The 14,855-nt window shown below is 37.3% G+C and carries 11 protein-coding genes, 4 tRNA genes and 1 pseudogene; 8 read left to right on the plus strand and 8 right to left on the minus strand.

Going from position 1 to position 14,855, the window contains the following annotated elements; all coding sequences use genetic code 11:
- Positions 1-186: 186 nt before the first annotated feature.
- Positions 187-585 (minus strand): lipopolysaccharide core heptose(II) kinase RfaY, encoded by a 399-nt coding sequence (locus CQA43_RS02185; RefSeq protein ID WP_115550989.1) that lies wholly within the window; start codon positions 583-585, stop codon positions 187-189.
- Positions 586-648: 63 nt separating this feature from the next.
- Positions 649-1,854 (minus strand): tetrahydrodipicolinate N-succinyltransferase N-terminal domain-containing protein, encoded by a 1,206-nt coding sequence (locus CQA43_RS02190; RefSeq protein ID WP_115550990.1) that lies wholly within the window; start codon positions 1,852-1,854, stop codon positions 649-651.
- Between the two features lie 679 nt (positions 1,855-2,533).
- Between CQA43_RS02190 and CQA43_RS02200 the strand changes: the two genes are divergently transcribed.
- The 7 genes and pseudogenes from CQA43_RS02200 to ligA all read left to right on the plus strand — a co-directional run bounded on the left by CQA43_RS02200 (position 2,534) and on the right by ligA (position 10,190).
- Entirely contained in the window at positions 2,534-2,926 is a 393-nt protein-coding gene (locus tag CQA43_RS02200) for a hypothetical protein (protein ID WP_115550992.1), read from the plus strand.
- Between the two features lie 553 nt (positions 2,927-3,479).
- A pseudogene (locus CQA43_RS10015) lies at positions 3,480-4,094 on the plus strand (Cache 3/Cache 2 fusion domain-containing protein); the annotation flags it as partial.
- Between the two features lie 768 nt (positions 4,095-4,862).
- Positions 4,863-5,438 (plus strand): methyl-accepting chemotaxis protein, encoded by a 576-nt coding sequence (locus CQA43_RS10020; protein WP_407918772.1) that lies wholly within the window; start codon positions 4,863-4,865, stop codon positions 5,436-5,438.
- Positions 5,439-5,575: 137 nt separating this feature from the next.
- The gene (locus CQA43_RS02210) at positions 5,576-6,583 is read left to right on the plus strand and encodes an LLM class flavin-dependent oxidoreductase (protein WP_115550994.1); all 1,008 of its coding nucleotides are present in this window, start codon (positions 5,576-5,578) and stop codon (positions 6,581-6,583) included.
- Positions 6,558-7,637: an A/G-specific adenine glycosylase gene (locus CQA43_RS02215; protein WP_342767846.1), complete on the plus strand. Its 1,080-nt coding sequence runs from the start codon at positions 6,558-6,560 to the stop codon at positions 7,635-7,637. The genes CQA43_RS02210 and CQA43_RS02215 overlap by 26 nt, the downstream gene beginning before the upstream one ends.
- Positions 7,638-7,689: 52 nt before the next feature.
- Complete coding sequence (gene luxS, locus CQA43_RS02220; protein ID WP_115550996.1) at positions 7,690-8,175, plus strand: S-ribosylhomocysteine lyase; 486 nt, start codon at positions 7,690-7,692, stop codon at positions 8,173-8,175.
- Positions 8,172-10,190: an NAD-dependent DNA ligase LigA gene (gene ligA, locus CQA43_RS02225; RefSeq protein WP_115550997.1), complete on the plus strand. Its 2,019-nt coding sequence runs from the start codon at positions 8,172-8,174 to the stop codon at positions 10,188-10,190. Before luxS ends, ligA begins: the two co-directional genes overlap by 4 nt.
- A gap of 154 nt (positions 10,191-10,344) precedes the next feature.
- Here ligA and CQA43_RS09450 read toward each other — a convergent pair whose 3' ends face one another.
- The 6 genes from CQA43_RS09450 to CQA43_RS02255 all read right to left on the minus strand — a co-directional run bounded on the left by CQA43_RS09450 (position 10,345) and on the right by CQA43_RS02255 (position 13,621).
- Positions 10,345-11,595, minus strand: coding sequence for a hypothetical protein (locus CQA43_RS09450; RefSeq protein ID WP_181881598.1), 1,251 nt, complete (start codon positions 11,593-11,595; stop codon positions 10,345-10,347).
- A gap of 111 nt (positions 11,596-11,706) precedes the next feature.
- The gene (gatB, locus tag CQA43_RS02235; protein WP_115550998.1) at positions 11,707-13,134 is read right to left on the minus strand and encodes an Asp-tRNA(Asn)/Glu-tRNA(Gln) amidotransferase subunit GatB; all 1,428 of its coding nucleotides are present in this window, start codon (positions 13,132-13,134) and stop codon (positions 11,707-11,709) included.
- A 105-nt stretch (positions 13,135-13,239) separates the two neighbouring features.
- Positions 13,240-13,327 (minus strand) — tRNA-Ser (locus CQA43_RS02240).
- Between the two features lie 19 nt (positions 13,328-13,346).
- Positions 13,347-13,421: transfer RNA gene (locus tag CQA43_RS02245), tRNA-Cys, on the minus strand.
- Between the two features lie 5 nt (positions 13,422-13,426).
- Positions 13,427-13,513 (minus strand) — tRNA-Leu (locus CQA43_RS02250).
- Positions 13,514-13,546: 33 nt separating this feature from the next.
- Positions 13,547-13,621, minus strand: a tRNA-Gly gene (locus tag CQA43_RS02255).
- 121 nt (positions 13,622-13,742) lie between these two features.
- Between CQA43_RS02255 and CQA43_RS02260 the strand changes: the two genes are divergently transcribed.
- Positions 13,743-14,852 (plus strand): DUF3298 and DUF4163 domain-containing protein, encoded by a 1,110-nt coding sequence (locus CQA43_RS02260; protein ID WP_115550999.1) that lies wholly within the window; start codon positions 13,743-13,745, stop codon positions 14,850-14,852.
- The last annotated feature ends 3 nt before the right edge of the window (positions 14,853-14,855 follow it).

Consider the following 14,855-nt stretch of genomic DNA (forward strand, 5'->3'; position numbering starts at 1 on the left):
CGTCCTTGTGAAACTTGATTTATTAAGTCGTGGCGTGCGTGAAACACTCTCCGCACAAATCCATAATCTGAAATCTCGCAGTTGAATCTTTTTGATTGCTAAAGTTATAGATTCACTTCGTCGCGTTGCTCTTTGCAATGAAAGGTTGTCGTATGTCAATCACAAGCATTGCAATGGCAGAATCCCTTAAGCTTCCTTACCGCGCAATTTTCGCAAATAACTGCGAAAAGCATTCCTCCACGAAATCAAATAATAAAAAATGCTTTTATTTTCTGCTTCAATACCATAGAATCGTTTGAGAGCCAACCAATCATTTGCTTGACAAATAGACAAAAACCCATTATCAGACAAATCTATAATTTTAAGTCTCTCCTTAGAATCAAGGATAAAATTTTCACTCCAAATATCATTAGAAGCCAAGCCATACGAATGGAGTTTGACAATGAGATTTGAAATCTCTTTAAGATAAGGAGTAATATCCCAAAAATTACTTAACTGCGTCCTTTCTATATATTTGTAAATAATATAAGATTCTAACACCTCTGCCCATACCAAGTTTTTTTGATTTTTTCTGCGACGAAGCAAATCTCATTGGTCAAATCACAGCCAAGTTTTTGGGCATTTTCTAAGCAACAACAAGGAAATTGCTTAATGCAACGCGGCATTAAGCTCTATTTTGCGGTTGGAGCGAAATGCAATCATTGCGCCACTTTTAGAATCTTGTCTGAAATGCACACCATTTTTGCCCGATAAATCACGCCCCTTATAGATTCCGCTTTCTTTAATCTCAAAATTTGGATTAATTTCTGCAATCTTTCTTGCTTCCTCTAGCTCAATCTTAAAGATTGTCCCAGCCAAAACTGCGATTCCACCATCTACAATACAACCATCACCCAGACTAATTCCCGTAGAGCTATTTACACCCAAAAGGCAATTTTTGCCGATACTAATTGGCTCACTATTTCCGCCACTTAAAACACCAAGTATGCTAGCCCCACCGCCGACATCGCTCCCCTCACCTACGACAACACTAGAGCTAATGCGCCCTTCATTCATACAAGCACCCATTGCACCAGCATTGAAATTCACATAACTTGCTCCGGGCATTTGTGTATAACCACCTTTGCCAAGATACGCTCCAAAACGGGTTTTTGCGGTATCAAGCAAGCGAATATTATCGTATTGTGGAATCACTTGCATTAAATAACGGGGAAACTTATCCACAAAATCAATCGCAGGGAACTCTCCACGCATTTTAAGTGGAATCTCATTTTCTCGCAACCACTCTAGCTCAAAAGGCACATTGCCACTCCAAGCAACATTACTCAAAAGCCCAAAGATTCCATCTAATTGCAAACTTCTAAGCGGGGCTTTGCCAAGCGAGAGAGCAAGCAGTTTCAAGTATGCGGATTCTACACTTTTGCATTGCGCATCTTGATAAATTGCACAAAATCGGTAGCGAAAATCGCCACTTTCGGTGTAGATTCTGCCCTCTTGTAAGGCGCGTTGTAACTCTAAAAGCACAGAGACATTTTTGTGTGTATTAGGGCTTTCTTGTGTCTCGGCGATATATCCGCCAAAACTCGCTAAAGCCGCAATAATAAAGCCCTCTGTAATCCCAAGCACCAACTCACTTTCGCATTCCTCTAGCACCTCACATTCTTCACGCAAAGATTCAAGAATCGCATAAGCACCGAAATTTTCACCCCAATTTAACACCGGATAAGTTGCCTGTAAAACCTTGCCACTCATTACGCCTACATCTGCATAACAAACCCCAAATCCTAAAGGCTCTTTATAATGTGGTACGCTCTGTAAAGATTCTACTTTTGTTTTAAATTCTTCCTTATTCATATAAAACTCCTTAAAAATTTGCGGATTATAGCCAAAAGTAAATAAAATTTAATGAATCTCACACAAACATTTCAAAAGATTCTGTGTTTTGAGCAATCTTAATTTGTAGTTTGGCATTACGGATGCTAACAACTTCTTCATCTCCTGCACTTAAAATGTTTAAATCTCCCTGCGCTGTAAGCAAATTTGATAAATAACTCTTGTGCTTTTAGTATTTCTTTTGAGTTCTATTTAACTTGTTTTTTGTGTTGGATTGGCTCTGCGACAAAATCCGCTAAAGAGATTTTTCCCTCTAGCTTCTTTGCCTCTGTTTGCAGGGTGGATTTTAGTTTGGAAATCAGCTTTTCTTTGCCACCAAAATTCTCAAAAAGGTCTATTTCTCCATCTCAATTTTATCATTTTTGCAAGGTTTGATTCTGCATCTCCTGCATATCTTTTGGCAAATCCAAATCCGCAGTTTTAGCATAGTTTTTGGATTATCCTAAAGTCTATATTGCACACTTTCCCCTCTAAAACATCTACACTCAATGCCACATAAGTATCCATATATGTTTCAAGCTTTTTTAAGATTAGGATTCATACCTTAATTTATCTTAAATTTTTAATGCAAACAAGTCTTTATGATTCTAAATTTACAAGAAAGTAAGTTATAATTGCACAAAGAATCTAAAGGGAAAAAATGCAAAATTGGGTTTTAGTTTTGATTGTTTTAGTTGTTATAGTTTTAGCAGTTGCGCTGTTTATCGCATTTTTACGCGATAAATCCATCAAAAACAGAATCAAAGAAAAAGAACCTAAAGTTCCCAATGCACAAGAACTTCTAGAATTACTCAAAGACAAGAACAACAATTTAAACAAACTAGGGCAGTATTCTAATCTCGCATATACGCATTATATGCAATATATGAGTGAAATGTCTGATTTCGATTTAGAATTCATTGCGATTCTAACTTCTCACAAAAGTGTCAATGCAAAACTAATCCTAGAAGCAGAACGACATTTTAAACAGCTCAATCCTGAACGCAAAACCTTATTAGAAAAAGCTCTTAATGTAGGGCTAAAACACCGCTAATTTGTTATAATTTAAAACCTTTTGATTTCCTAAATTCAACTCTAAAAACTAAATTATTTCTTAGATAAAAATCTTAAACTCTTTTGCCGTGGAACTTTTCTAAAGATTCTTAAAATAAGCTAAATTTTTTGAAAGAAAAATATTTAAGTTTATATATATTATTTATTACAAAATATTATAAATAATTACAAAATAAGCAAGAAAATTTTATTGTTTTAAAAAAAATAAAATGATTGAATAAAATTATCTTAATTTTCGTAAAATTAAGCATTAATGCAGAATTTGAATGAGGTAAATTTTCTCATTACACACAATAAATTTTATAATATTTTATTAGGATACGAATTATTTAATTTTTTTAAGAAATTATAGATAATTATTTAATTATAATCATCAAAATTTATGTTATTAGGTTGGATAACATAAAAAATATTAATAAAGGTTAAGTTTTATGTCTTGGAAAAATTTATCACTTGGTAAAAAGTTTTTGTTGCAACAAATTGTGGTATTTATCGCAATTATGATTCCTTTTATGCTGTTCATTGATTCAATAATGACCTCTCATACCAATAAACAACTTGAGTTGAGATTAAGCCAAATTGACCGCGTTGTGAATGAAAACTTCCATCTCTTTGCAAATCAAATATTAGAAGAGGCAAAAAAATCTTTTAATCTCCTTGAAACAATTTTACAGAGATACAAAGGAGAGAAAGTTGCAAACTCTTATGTTCGCCAAAATTATGTTACTATAGAGGGTAAATCTATCCCGAATCTCTACTATAATGGAAATGATTTATCTCGTGCAATAGAGATAGTAGATTATTTTACAAATCTCACTTCCAATGTTGCAACTATTTTTGTTAAGGACGATGAGGGAGATTTCACACGACTTGCGACCTCTTTAAGAGACCTTGAGGGGAATCGCGTGCTAGGCACACAACTTGGTAAATCTCACCCTGCATTTGAAAAACTTAACCAAAAGCAAACCTTTATAGGTAGAATTAAACTTTTTGGTAAAAACTATATGAGCATCTATTCCCCTATTATAGATAGCACGGATTCTGTTATCGGCGCACTCTTTATTGCGCACGATTTAACTGGTGTTTATAAAGGAATCCAAGAAACTTTAAGCGAGATTTCTATAGGCGAACATGGAAAAATCATTATGATTGACCCCATCTATGATGAGTTTGTTTTAGGCGCACCAAGCCAAGCCAAACCAAGTAGTTTAGAGAGATTCAAGAATCTGCCCAAAGGAGGATTTATCAATTACACCTACAATGACAAAGATTACCAAACTTATAGCGGATTTAATTCCAACTTTGAAATCTATATCCTTACAGAAGCCTTACTAGAAGATTTCAAAGAAGCTAATCACACAATAGAACGCATTATCCTTATTGGAATTCTCGTAATGCTTGTAGTTATTTTGGTTATTTCTCTTGTGGCAATTCGGTATGGAATCCTCAACAGATTGCAAGTGCTTACCAAAACGATTCTCAATTTCTTAGATTATATTAACCACGAAAATGACCAAATGCCCCCGCTTTGCAAAAGCAAAAATGGAGATGAAATAGGACAAATCGCCAATAAACTAGATAAATCTATGCAACGCATTGAAAAAGGTATCCAACAAGACAATGAGGCAATTGAGGATTCTGTCTTAGTAGCAGAAAGCATTAAAAAAGGCTATTTGAATCACAAAATTACCAAAGAACCTTATGACCCAAGTCTTGTGGTGCTTAAAAATGTCATTAATGACGCTTTGACGCAAATTGCAACAATGGTAGGAAGTGGTATTGAACTGCTTAAAACCTACGCACAAGAGGATTTCAGAAAAAAATGTGAGATAGAAAATATTGAGGGAGATATTCTAAGTCTTTATGAATCTATCAATCTTTTGCAAAAAAACTCCGTCTCCACAATAGAAAAACGTATGCAAACTGCACAAAGTCTCGCTGGAATCTCTAGCAATATCACAAAGTCCGTAGATGAACTACAGCACGGAGCAACAGGACAAGCAACAAGCATTAATCAAACAGCAGCTTCTATTGAACAAATCAATGCGACTATCCAAAATGTCAGCGACAAAACCGCGGAGGTTACAAAACAGGCAGAAGATATTAAAAGTATCGTGAGCGTGATTAAGGATATTGCAGACCAAACCAATTTGCTTGCTCTTAATGCAGCCATTGAAGCCGCAAGAGCGGGAGAACACGGACGAGGATTCGCAGTCGTTGCCGATGAGGTGCGAAAACTCGCAGAGAGAACCACTAAATCCTTAAGTGAGATTGAGGCAAATACAAATATTCTCGTGCAGTCTATTAATGATGTTTCTAGCTCTATCAAAGAGCAAGTTGCGGATATTTCGCATATCAATGACGCCGTTAGCGAACTAGAACAAGTTACAGAATCTAATGTCCATATTGCCAACCATTCACAAGAAATTAGCCAAACCTTAAGCTCCCTTTCTAGCGCAATTAATGAGGATATAAAAAAGAAAAAATATTAAAATGTAGAATCTCTTTTAGATTCTACAACCCACCAAAAAACTCCACTACCGCTTCACGCATTTAAACAAGTAATTTATAAAAATTTTAGAATTTTGTGCTAAGATTATTTGTTAATTTTTAATACTTAGGGGTAGAGATGAAAAGCAGTATTTTTGAGTTAGTAGAAAATTGGACAAATAACGAAGTAGTCGCAATTTCAGACGCTATTGAACTGATAGAATATGCGGATAAATTAGGTTTTGATGAAGCTTGGATTGGAGAACATCATTTCAATAGTTTTACACTCTGCCCTGCTATCCTTACTCTTATAGGCTATGCGCTTGCACGCACGCAAAATATCAAAGTAGGAAGTGCTGCAATTTTATTACCACATTACCACCCGATTCAACTCTCTGAAGAAATTGCTACATTGGATTTATTGAGCAAGGGGAGATTCCTTTTTGGTTTTGCGCGTGGGGCTTTTCCAATTTTTGATATTTCAATGGGTAACAACCCACAAAACAACCGCAAGATTATGCTAGAAAATGCTAGAATCGTGCATGATTTGCTTTTCAAGGAGCAAGTAAGCTACGAGGGAGAGTTTTGCGATGTCCATAACATCAGTATTCGCCCTCACCCAAAAGGATTGATTCCCTTCTACGTCGCGAGCAATCACGATGAAACCCTCAAAATCTCTGCGCAACGTGGCTATAACTTTTTAGGAGCATTGACACTAGAAGCCAAACGCGCCAAAGAAATTTACAATATTTTTGCAGAAAATGGCGCAAAAGATTTAGAGTTTGTGCTAACGCGGGCAATTTATATTGACGAAGACCGAAGCGTCGCACAAGAAAAGGCACTAATGGGTGTGGATATTTTTACACAATGTATGTTGCGCGCAAACGAATCCAATCCAACCTTTGAAGAAATCATCAAAGCAAGTAATTACGAAGAATTTAGAGCGGAGTTTTTCAATAAAAACAAAATCATGAATTGTATGATTGTTGGCACGCCAAAAGACTGCGTGGAGCAAATTTTAGAATTACGCAAAGAAATTCATTTTAACACGCTTTCTTTGAAACTCCTTTCCTCTCAACTTAAAGATTCGAAAAATATTCTTAGACTTTATAAAGAGTGCGTTGCACCTCATCTCAATGGATTCTAAGCCTAATCCAACTACACTTAAAAATGCTCAAAAGGCACTTTTGAGCTGGTATGCTCTCTATGGTCGTCATCATCTACCTTGGCGCGATAAATTAGCTCCAAATCGTGCCTATCGCGTTTTAATCAGCGAAATAATGTTGCAGCAAACACAAGTAAAAGCAGTGTTAGAACATTTTTATTTTCCTTTTTTAGAATGTTTCCCAAACCTCTGTGCTCTAAGTGCAGCAAATGTTTCAGAAGTATTGCGCGCTTGGCAAGGGCTTGGATACTACTCACGCGCAAGGAATCTGCACAAACTCGCGCAAATTTGTATTGATAATAGCAAGACTTCCACTCTTACTTTTCAAGACATCAATAATCCTTTGCCTTGCGATATTCATCTCTTGCGCAAACTTCCCGGAATCGGAACTTACACCGCAGGAGCGATTGCTTGCTTTGGCTTTGATTTGCCTGTAAGTTTTGTGGATTCCAACATCAAACGCATTCTTTTGCGGCTTTTTGCCTTGCACTCTGCCACCCCCTCTCTTTTAGAATCCAAAGCAAAACTCATTTTAAACCACAAGGAATCCTTCAATCACAATCAAGCCTTGCTAGATTTAGGCGCACTCGTTTGCCTTCCAAAATCTCCCAAATGCAAGGATTGTCCTTTGAGTAATCTTTGCTTAGGAAAAGAGAATTGGCAGGATTTCACACAAAGCAAACCGACAAAAACAATAAAACAAACCTTGCATTTTGGAATTTTTATCCGAGATTCCAACATCGCACTTTCAAAAAGCAAGGAGAAGTTATATTTTGGACTTTATAATTTTCCACAGATTCCACCACATCTTATGCAGACAAGTCAAAAACTTGGAATCTTAAAACATTCTTATACAAAATATCAGCTTACAATAGAAATATATCTTTGTCCTTTTGCAGCTTTAGATTCTTTATCTATCGACTTTGCAAACAAAGATTCTTTGGAGTTTTTTATGCGTAATTCCTTAGAATCCTTGCCTCTGTCTGCTCTAAGTTTAAAAATCCTAAAATTTTTGCATACAAAAGGCTTGTTTTAATAGAAATTTGCTAATATTTGCACTTTGATTAACCCAAAAACAAGGAATCTTTATGCCACTTTTAGATAGTTTCAAAGTAGATCACAAAAAAATGCCAGCACCCGCTGTGCGTCTTGGCAAGGTAATGCACACATCAAAAGGAGATGAAATTTGCGTATTTGACTTACGTTTTTGTAAGCCAAATGTTGAAATACTAAGTGAAAAGGGAATCCATACTTTAGAACATCTTTTTGCAGGTTTTATGCGTGAGCATTTAAATAATGAAAAAGTAGAAATCATTGATATTTCTCCTATGGGCTGTCGCACCGGATTCTATATGAGCCTTATTGGCAAACCAACTCCACAGGAAGTCCGTGATGCGTGGGAAAAAAGTATGCAAGATATTTTACAAGTCAGTGAGATTCCAGAGGCGAATCCACTACAATGCGGCACCTATTTAATGCACTCCCTACAAGAGGCACAAGAAATTGCCAAAAACACATTGGCTAAGGGAATTGGCATTATGGATAACGAAGCTTTAAAACTTAATTTCCAATGACTTTAGAAGAATATTTAAAAGCCATTGAATGCCTCAATCTATGGGCGAAACATTATTATATCTTAGATGACCCCATAGCAAGCGACGAAGAATACGATACGCTTTATCATCAAGTCAAAAATTATGAATCGCAAAACCCTCAAAATATTGCGCCCGATTCTCCTACGCAACGCGTGGGAGACAAGGTGCTAGAATCCTTTAGCAAAGTAGCGCATATCCAAAGAATGTGGAGCTTAGAAGATGTCTTCAATCCTCAAGAATTACAAGATTGGATTGAGCGCGTCTTGCGTGGGGTAAATCACGAGACCTTAAACTTTTCTATTAGTCCTAAATTTGATGGGGCAAGCTTGAATCTCCTTTATGAAAATGGGATTTTAGTAAGTGCTGCGACAAGAGGAGACGCATTTGTAGGAGAAAATGTAACACAAAATGCACGCACGATTCCAAGCATTCCCCTAAAAATAGCCTATAAGGGACGCATTGAGATTCGCGGAGAATGCGTGATTGCCAAAGACGATTTTGAAAAACTCAATCTTGAACGATTACAGCTAAGAGAAAATCTGTTTGCCAATCCACGCAACGCAGCCGCAGGAAGTTTGCGCCAACTAGATTCCAAAATCACTGCAAAGCGAAAATTGCAATTTATCCCTTGGGGTGTGGGTGCTTGTGATTTTAAGGGCTTTATGAGTTCTACAAATATAGATTCTACAAGCCTTGCGCAAGATTCCATAGAATCTAGCCAAGATAGTTTTTTTGCTCTTATGGAAAAAATTTATGCTTTAGGATTCCAAAAATCCCCATTTGTAAAGCTTTGCAAGGATATTCAAGCAATTGAAAAGGCTTATTCTCATCTCATCTCTCAACGTGATTCCTATCCTATCACCTTAGATGGAATGGTGGTGCGCGTAGATTCTATCTCCCTGCAAGAAAAACTTGGATTCACAATTAAAGCCCCTCGTTTTGCCTGTGCCTATAAATTTCCAGCCATTGAAAAAAGAGCAAAAGTCTTAGGAATCACATTACAAGTAGGACGCACGGGTGTAATTACGCCTGTGGCAGAACTTGAACCCATAAGAATTGAGGGAGCAAAAGTTAGTCGTGCGACTTTACATAACTTTGATGAGGTTACAAAAAAGGATATTCAAATCAATGATTTTGTGATTCTTATCCGCAGTGGCGATGTGATTCCAAAAATCATCAAATCTCTACCCGCTTTGCGTGATGGGACACAAACGCCTTGTCCAATTCCGACAAAATGCCCCATTTGCCAGAGTGAATTGCTTATAGAAGAAAAGTTAATTAAATGTCAAAATCTTAGTTGCGAGGCGCGTGTAAAAAATTCTATTATCCACTTTGCAAGCAAAAAGGCACTTAATATTGATGGGTTGGGAGAGAAAATCGTTGAAACATTGTTTGACACAGGAAAGATTCATTCCATTGAGGATTTATTCTTCTTGCAACCGAGAGATTTAAAGGACTTGGAGGGCTTCAAAGATAAAAAAATTCAGAATCTTCTCAATGCGATTGCCGCCACGCGCGGGGTGGAATTATGGCGTTTTATCAATGCACTTGGGATTGAACATATTGGCGAGGGTGCGAGTAAAAAACTAGCAAATAGTTTTGGGATAGAGTTTTATCAAAAAACTTATGAAGACTTTATCGCTCTTGAGGGATTTGGAGAGGAAATGGCAGCTTCTCTAAATGAGTTTTGCAGGGTAAATATTCAACGACTTTTGCGACTTTTGGAGCTTATCTCTCCTGTTTGCACGACGCAAAGGTCTGCGCAAGATTCCAAATTTAGTGGCAAGACTTTCGTTATCACAGGCACATTGTCCAAAGCGCGTGAGGAATATAAGGAATTATTGGAATCTCTTGGGGCAAAAGTTAGCGGAAGTATTTCCAAAAAAACAGATTTTTTGCTTTGCGGTGAAAATGCAGGCTCAAAACTTGCCAAAGCGCAAGAATTGGGTATCAAGATTGTGAGTGAGGCAGAGATTAATGCAATGCTTAAGTAAAGATTCTGCCTCATTGCGGGATTCCACAAGAAAATGTTGGGTTAATTAATTATTGCAATGGAATCCCTAAAGCGAGATTTTGCATTATAGATTGTTTGCCTTGCAATGACAAGTGAAATCTCATTTCCTTTTCTCCCTAAACTCTTTCTTTAACTTACGCACTTCTTGAAAAAATTGCAAATAAGCAAAGATTCGCCCCCCCCCCCCGCACAGAATTAGCAGTAATGAGTGCTTTACCTAATTTATAAGTAAAGCATTCTTTTTCTTTTAAGGCTTGTTTGTAATCTGTATAGGATTCTAAAGGAGGAAGTTTTAAGCTAGGATTCTTTGCAACTCTTGCTTCATAATCTGCAATTTCTTTTCTATGTGTTTCTTTGATATAAGATAACACATAAGGCATTCGTATATATCCCCATAAACTTTTAGAGTTTAGAATCATTGCAGAACCTAGTTTGTAGGCTAAATGATTGTGGATTCTGTGTTTGGCTTTTATGAGATTTGGCTGCAATGCAACAAGTCGTTTTTCAAAAATCGCATTAGCGTATTGCTCTAAACCCCTTTGATACACTTTAGGATTCCACTGAAAACTATATCGCCAAGCCCCTCGTATCATCTCATTAAGTTCTTTTGTCTGTTCTACAAGTGCGGGAAGATAGATTTTATTGCGATTATAAAGCACACTATAATTTTGGTCAAACCATTTTTCATAAGGATAATTTTTGATTTTGTATTTTTTATTTAGCACACTCCATACGCTTTGGTCGTGGCGATTCTCTCTAAAATATGGTAGGTTTGGAATCGTAGATGGGCTATCATCAATGAGTTCAAAATGCTTTTCAAAGGCTTCAAGCCATTCCTTTATAATCTGAATCGTTTTTTGTGTTTTCTTGAGTAGCACAATCCCTGCCGCGCATTGTCCAGATTCTAAAAATTCTTGATTCTCTAGCAATCCAAAATGTGCAAGCAAGTCTGCCTTGTTCCAACATTTTTCAGGATAATTCGTAATACACCCCATAATCTCATTTGCCTCTATATCACTAAAGAGTTCCTGCATTGTCTCTTTGGCTTTTGCATTAAACTCAAACCCAATATCACAATAAAGGAGCAAATCTCCCTCTTGAATTTGCTCTAATGCCATTAAAATCACTCGAGGCTTCCAACACCAATACCCAAACCCGCGCGTGGATATCCTCTCACCTCTTACATTAGTCGTATAAAATTTATCCTTGAAATATTCCACAAACTCTAAGGGCAAGCTTGCTTCTGTGTAGATAAAAATATTATCAAACACCCCCAAAGATTCCGCTTGTTGTTTAAAGCGACAGATAGAGATTCCAAGCCTTGTATCTCCAAAGCTAACTAAATAGGCTTTTTGCCCCCCCCCCCGCAGAACTACATTAGACATTATTTCTCCTTTATATATTCTAAGCCAAGATTGTGGCGAAATTTAATAAAATGAAAACTAGATTGCAAGTTAGCTCCTTTATGATAGGAGCAAAACAATCTTTTCCTTAACCTACTTTAATTTTTCTTTGAGCAACTCATTCACTTTTGCAGGATTCACACCCTTTGCACTTTTCATCACTTGCCCAACAAAGAATCCCAAAAGCTTATCCTTGCCGCTTTTATACTCGGCGACTTTATCAACATTTGCATTCAAAACTTCCTCAATCACTGCTAAAATCGCTCCATCATCACTCACTTGCTCCAAGCCCATTTCCACAATGAGTTTATCCACATCTCCCCCGTGATTCTGCACTAGCACATCAAGGATTTCTTTCGCACTTTTTCCGCTAATTTTTCCCTCATCAATGCGTTTAACCAAAGTCGCTAGTGTAGCAGAATCCACACCACAATTTTGCAGATTATTCTCGCCTTTTAATCGCCCTAGAAGCTCTGTGGTTAGCCAAGTAACCGCACCCTTAGCACTCGCACCTAAGCGTAGCATATCCTCAAAATACAATGCCATTTCAAGCTCACCTGTTAGCACACTTGCATCACTTGCTTTAATGCCAAACTCCCGCACATATCTTGCGCGTTTTTCATCAGGCATTTCTGGAATCTCTCTCCCCTCTGCCATTAAGGCTTCATCAATAAATACAGGCAATAAATCCGGATCTGGAAAATAACGATAATCCGCCGCTTCCTCTTTGCCACGCATAGAACGCGTTGTGCCTTTTGCGGTGTCAAAGAGTCGCGTTTCTTGCACAACCTCCTTATCATATTTACCATCTTCCCACGCTTCAATTTGTCTTTCTACTTCGTATTCAATTGCTTTTTGGATAAACTTAAAAGAATTAAGATTCTTAATTTCTACGCGCGTGTAAAGATTGGAATCCCCTTTGGGACGAATGGAAACATTCGCATCACAGCGGAAACTCCCCTCCTGCATATTCGCATCAGAAATTCCCAAAAATCGCACAATAGAATGCAACTTCTTAAGATAAGCAATTGCCTCATCGCTGCTCCGCATATCCGGCTCACTGACGATTTCCAAAAGCGGAGTGCAAGCACGATTCAAATCTACTTTAGAATAATGGCTTTCGTGAATATTTTTACCTGCGTCCTCCTCCATATGCGCACGCGTTACACCAATGATTTTTTTTTCTCCATTGACTTCAATCTCAATTTCTCCTCGCCCTACGATTGGAATCTCAAACTGACTGATTTGATAGGCTTTGGGTAAATCCGGATAAAAATAATTTTTACGCGCAAAAACAGAATTTTGATTAATTTTCGCATTAATGGCTACGCCAAAAGAAATTGCTTTTTTCACAACCTCACGATTCAACACTGGTAATGCGCCGGGCAATCCTAAGCAAGTAGGACAAACATTTTTGTTCGGCTCTTCGCCAAAACTCGTTGCACAAGCACAAAAAATCTTTGTTTTAGTATTTAGCTGGACATGCACTTCAAGCCCAATGATAGTTTCATAAGCACTCATTCAATTAACCTTATTGTTAAATTCGTGTGCATTTTATCGTGTTTTGCTTTAAAAAGGATTGATAAAAAAAGGAAAGAATCTTAAGAAAATAGAGTAAAGTAAAAGTGGCCGGGAGAGAGGGATTCGAACCCCCGGAGGTATGACCCTCAACGGTTTTCAAGACCGCCGCTATCGACCACTCAGCCATCTCCCGAAACAATTTAAAATTAAAATGGAGGCGACACCCAGATTCGAACTGGGGAATCAAGGCTTTGCAGGCCCATGCCTTACCGCTTGGCTATGTCGCCATTCGTGGTGCCCGAGGCCGGACTTGAACCGGCATGGACGCAATGTCCGAGGGATTTTAAGTCCCTTGTGTCTACCATTTCACCACCCGGGCTATTCAATATAAAGCTACTTTTATGATTAAAAATGGAGCGGGAGACGGGGATCGAACCCGCGGCCCCAACCTTGGCAAGGTTATGCTCTACCACTGAGCTACTCCCGCATAAAAGTGAGAGCAAAATTATAGCGACGCTTTTAAAAAAAATCAAGATATTTTAGAAAAAAATGATAAAATTGCAAAATTGGTTGAATAATTATCATTTACAAAACAACAAGGAATCACAATGAAACAAAACCTTTCCATTTTATCCAAATGCTTTGGAGTCTTAATTTTATGTATTGGAATAGAGACTATGGCTTTAGATTTCACTTATCAAACTTTCCTTATCCCTACCGCGCAAGCCAAAATATTAAATCAAGCCACAGATAAAACCTCTTCCAATCCCCAAACCCTACTTTTTGTTGCAAATTCCAAAGAGGGAATTCTTTATGCTGGCAATCAGGATTTAGGTCGCTGCACACCTTTGTTGCAAGACAAACTAGAATCGCAAAATGAACCTATCACTCTAAAAGAGGGGATACTTGAATGTAAAAATCTAGCCTTAAAGGTTGAAAATGGCGCAATCCTAGGTGCGCTAACCGCTACACAAAACTTTAGACTAAACCTCAAGCTGATAGATTCTATGGTTTTGCGACAACAAGAAATAACCTACCAATATCCAAAAAACTCTAAACAAGCCAAAAATGCCTTAATCTCTACGCAATTTCATTGTTCCAACGATTCAAAAACACAAAAAATCTTGCAATCTGTGTATCAAGAATCTTTTGATTGCAAAAACTCCAAAGAGGTATTTTTGAAAAATTCACAAGATTCCATACAAAACTACTTTAAAGAAATGCTACAAACAAACGACAAAGAAAAAGTGGCGAAAGGAATAGAAAAATACCTACAAACTTCGCCATTTGAAGAATACAAGGGAGAATCTTTATATTATTTTGATAACAATCTACTTGTATTTCTTAAAAGCAATTATCTTTACACAGGAGGCGCACACGGAATCTCTAGCAAATGGGGCGTCATTGTATCTAAAGAAAAGGGAATCCTTCCTCTAAACACAATATTGGATTCCAATAATGGAGAGCTAAAAAGCCTTTTGTGGCAGGAATACCAAAATTATCTCAAAAGCGTGAAAGCAGAAGCCTTTGTGGATTTTGAATCCTTTAGGGTTTCAGATGTTATTTTGTTGGATTATGATTCTTTTGTTTTTCTCTATCAACCTTATGAAATTATGCCCTATGCCTATGGCATTGTTGAGCTTAGAATTCCACTAGAGCAAATGGGGAAATTTGGTAATTTTGCCAAAACACCGCTAGAATCTTTGTTTGTAAAATAATGT

Origin of the sequence: Helicobacter ganmani, from assembly GCF_003364315.1 — a bacterium.
In the GTDB taxonomy this organism is placed as follows: Bacteria; Campylobacterota; Campylobacteria; order Campylobacterales; family Helicobacteraceae; genus Helicobacter_D; species Helicobacter_D ganmani.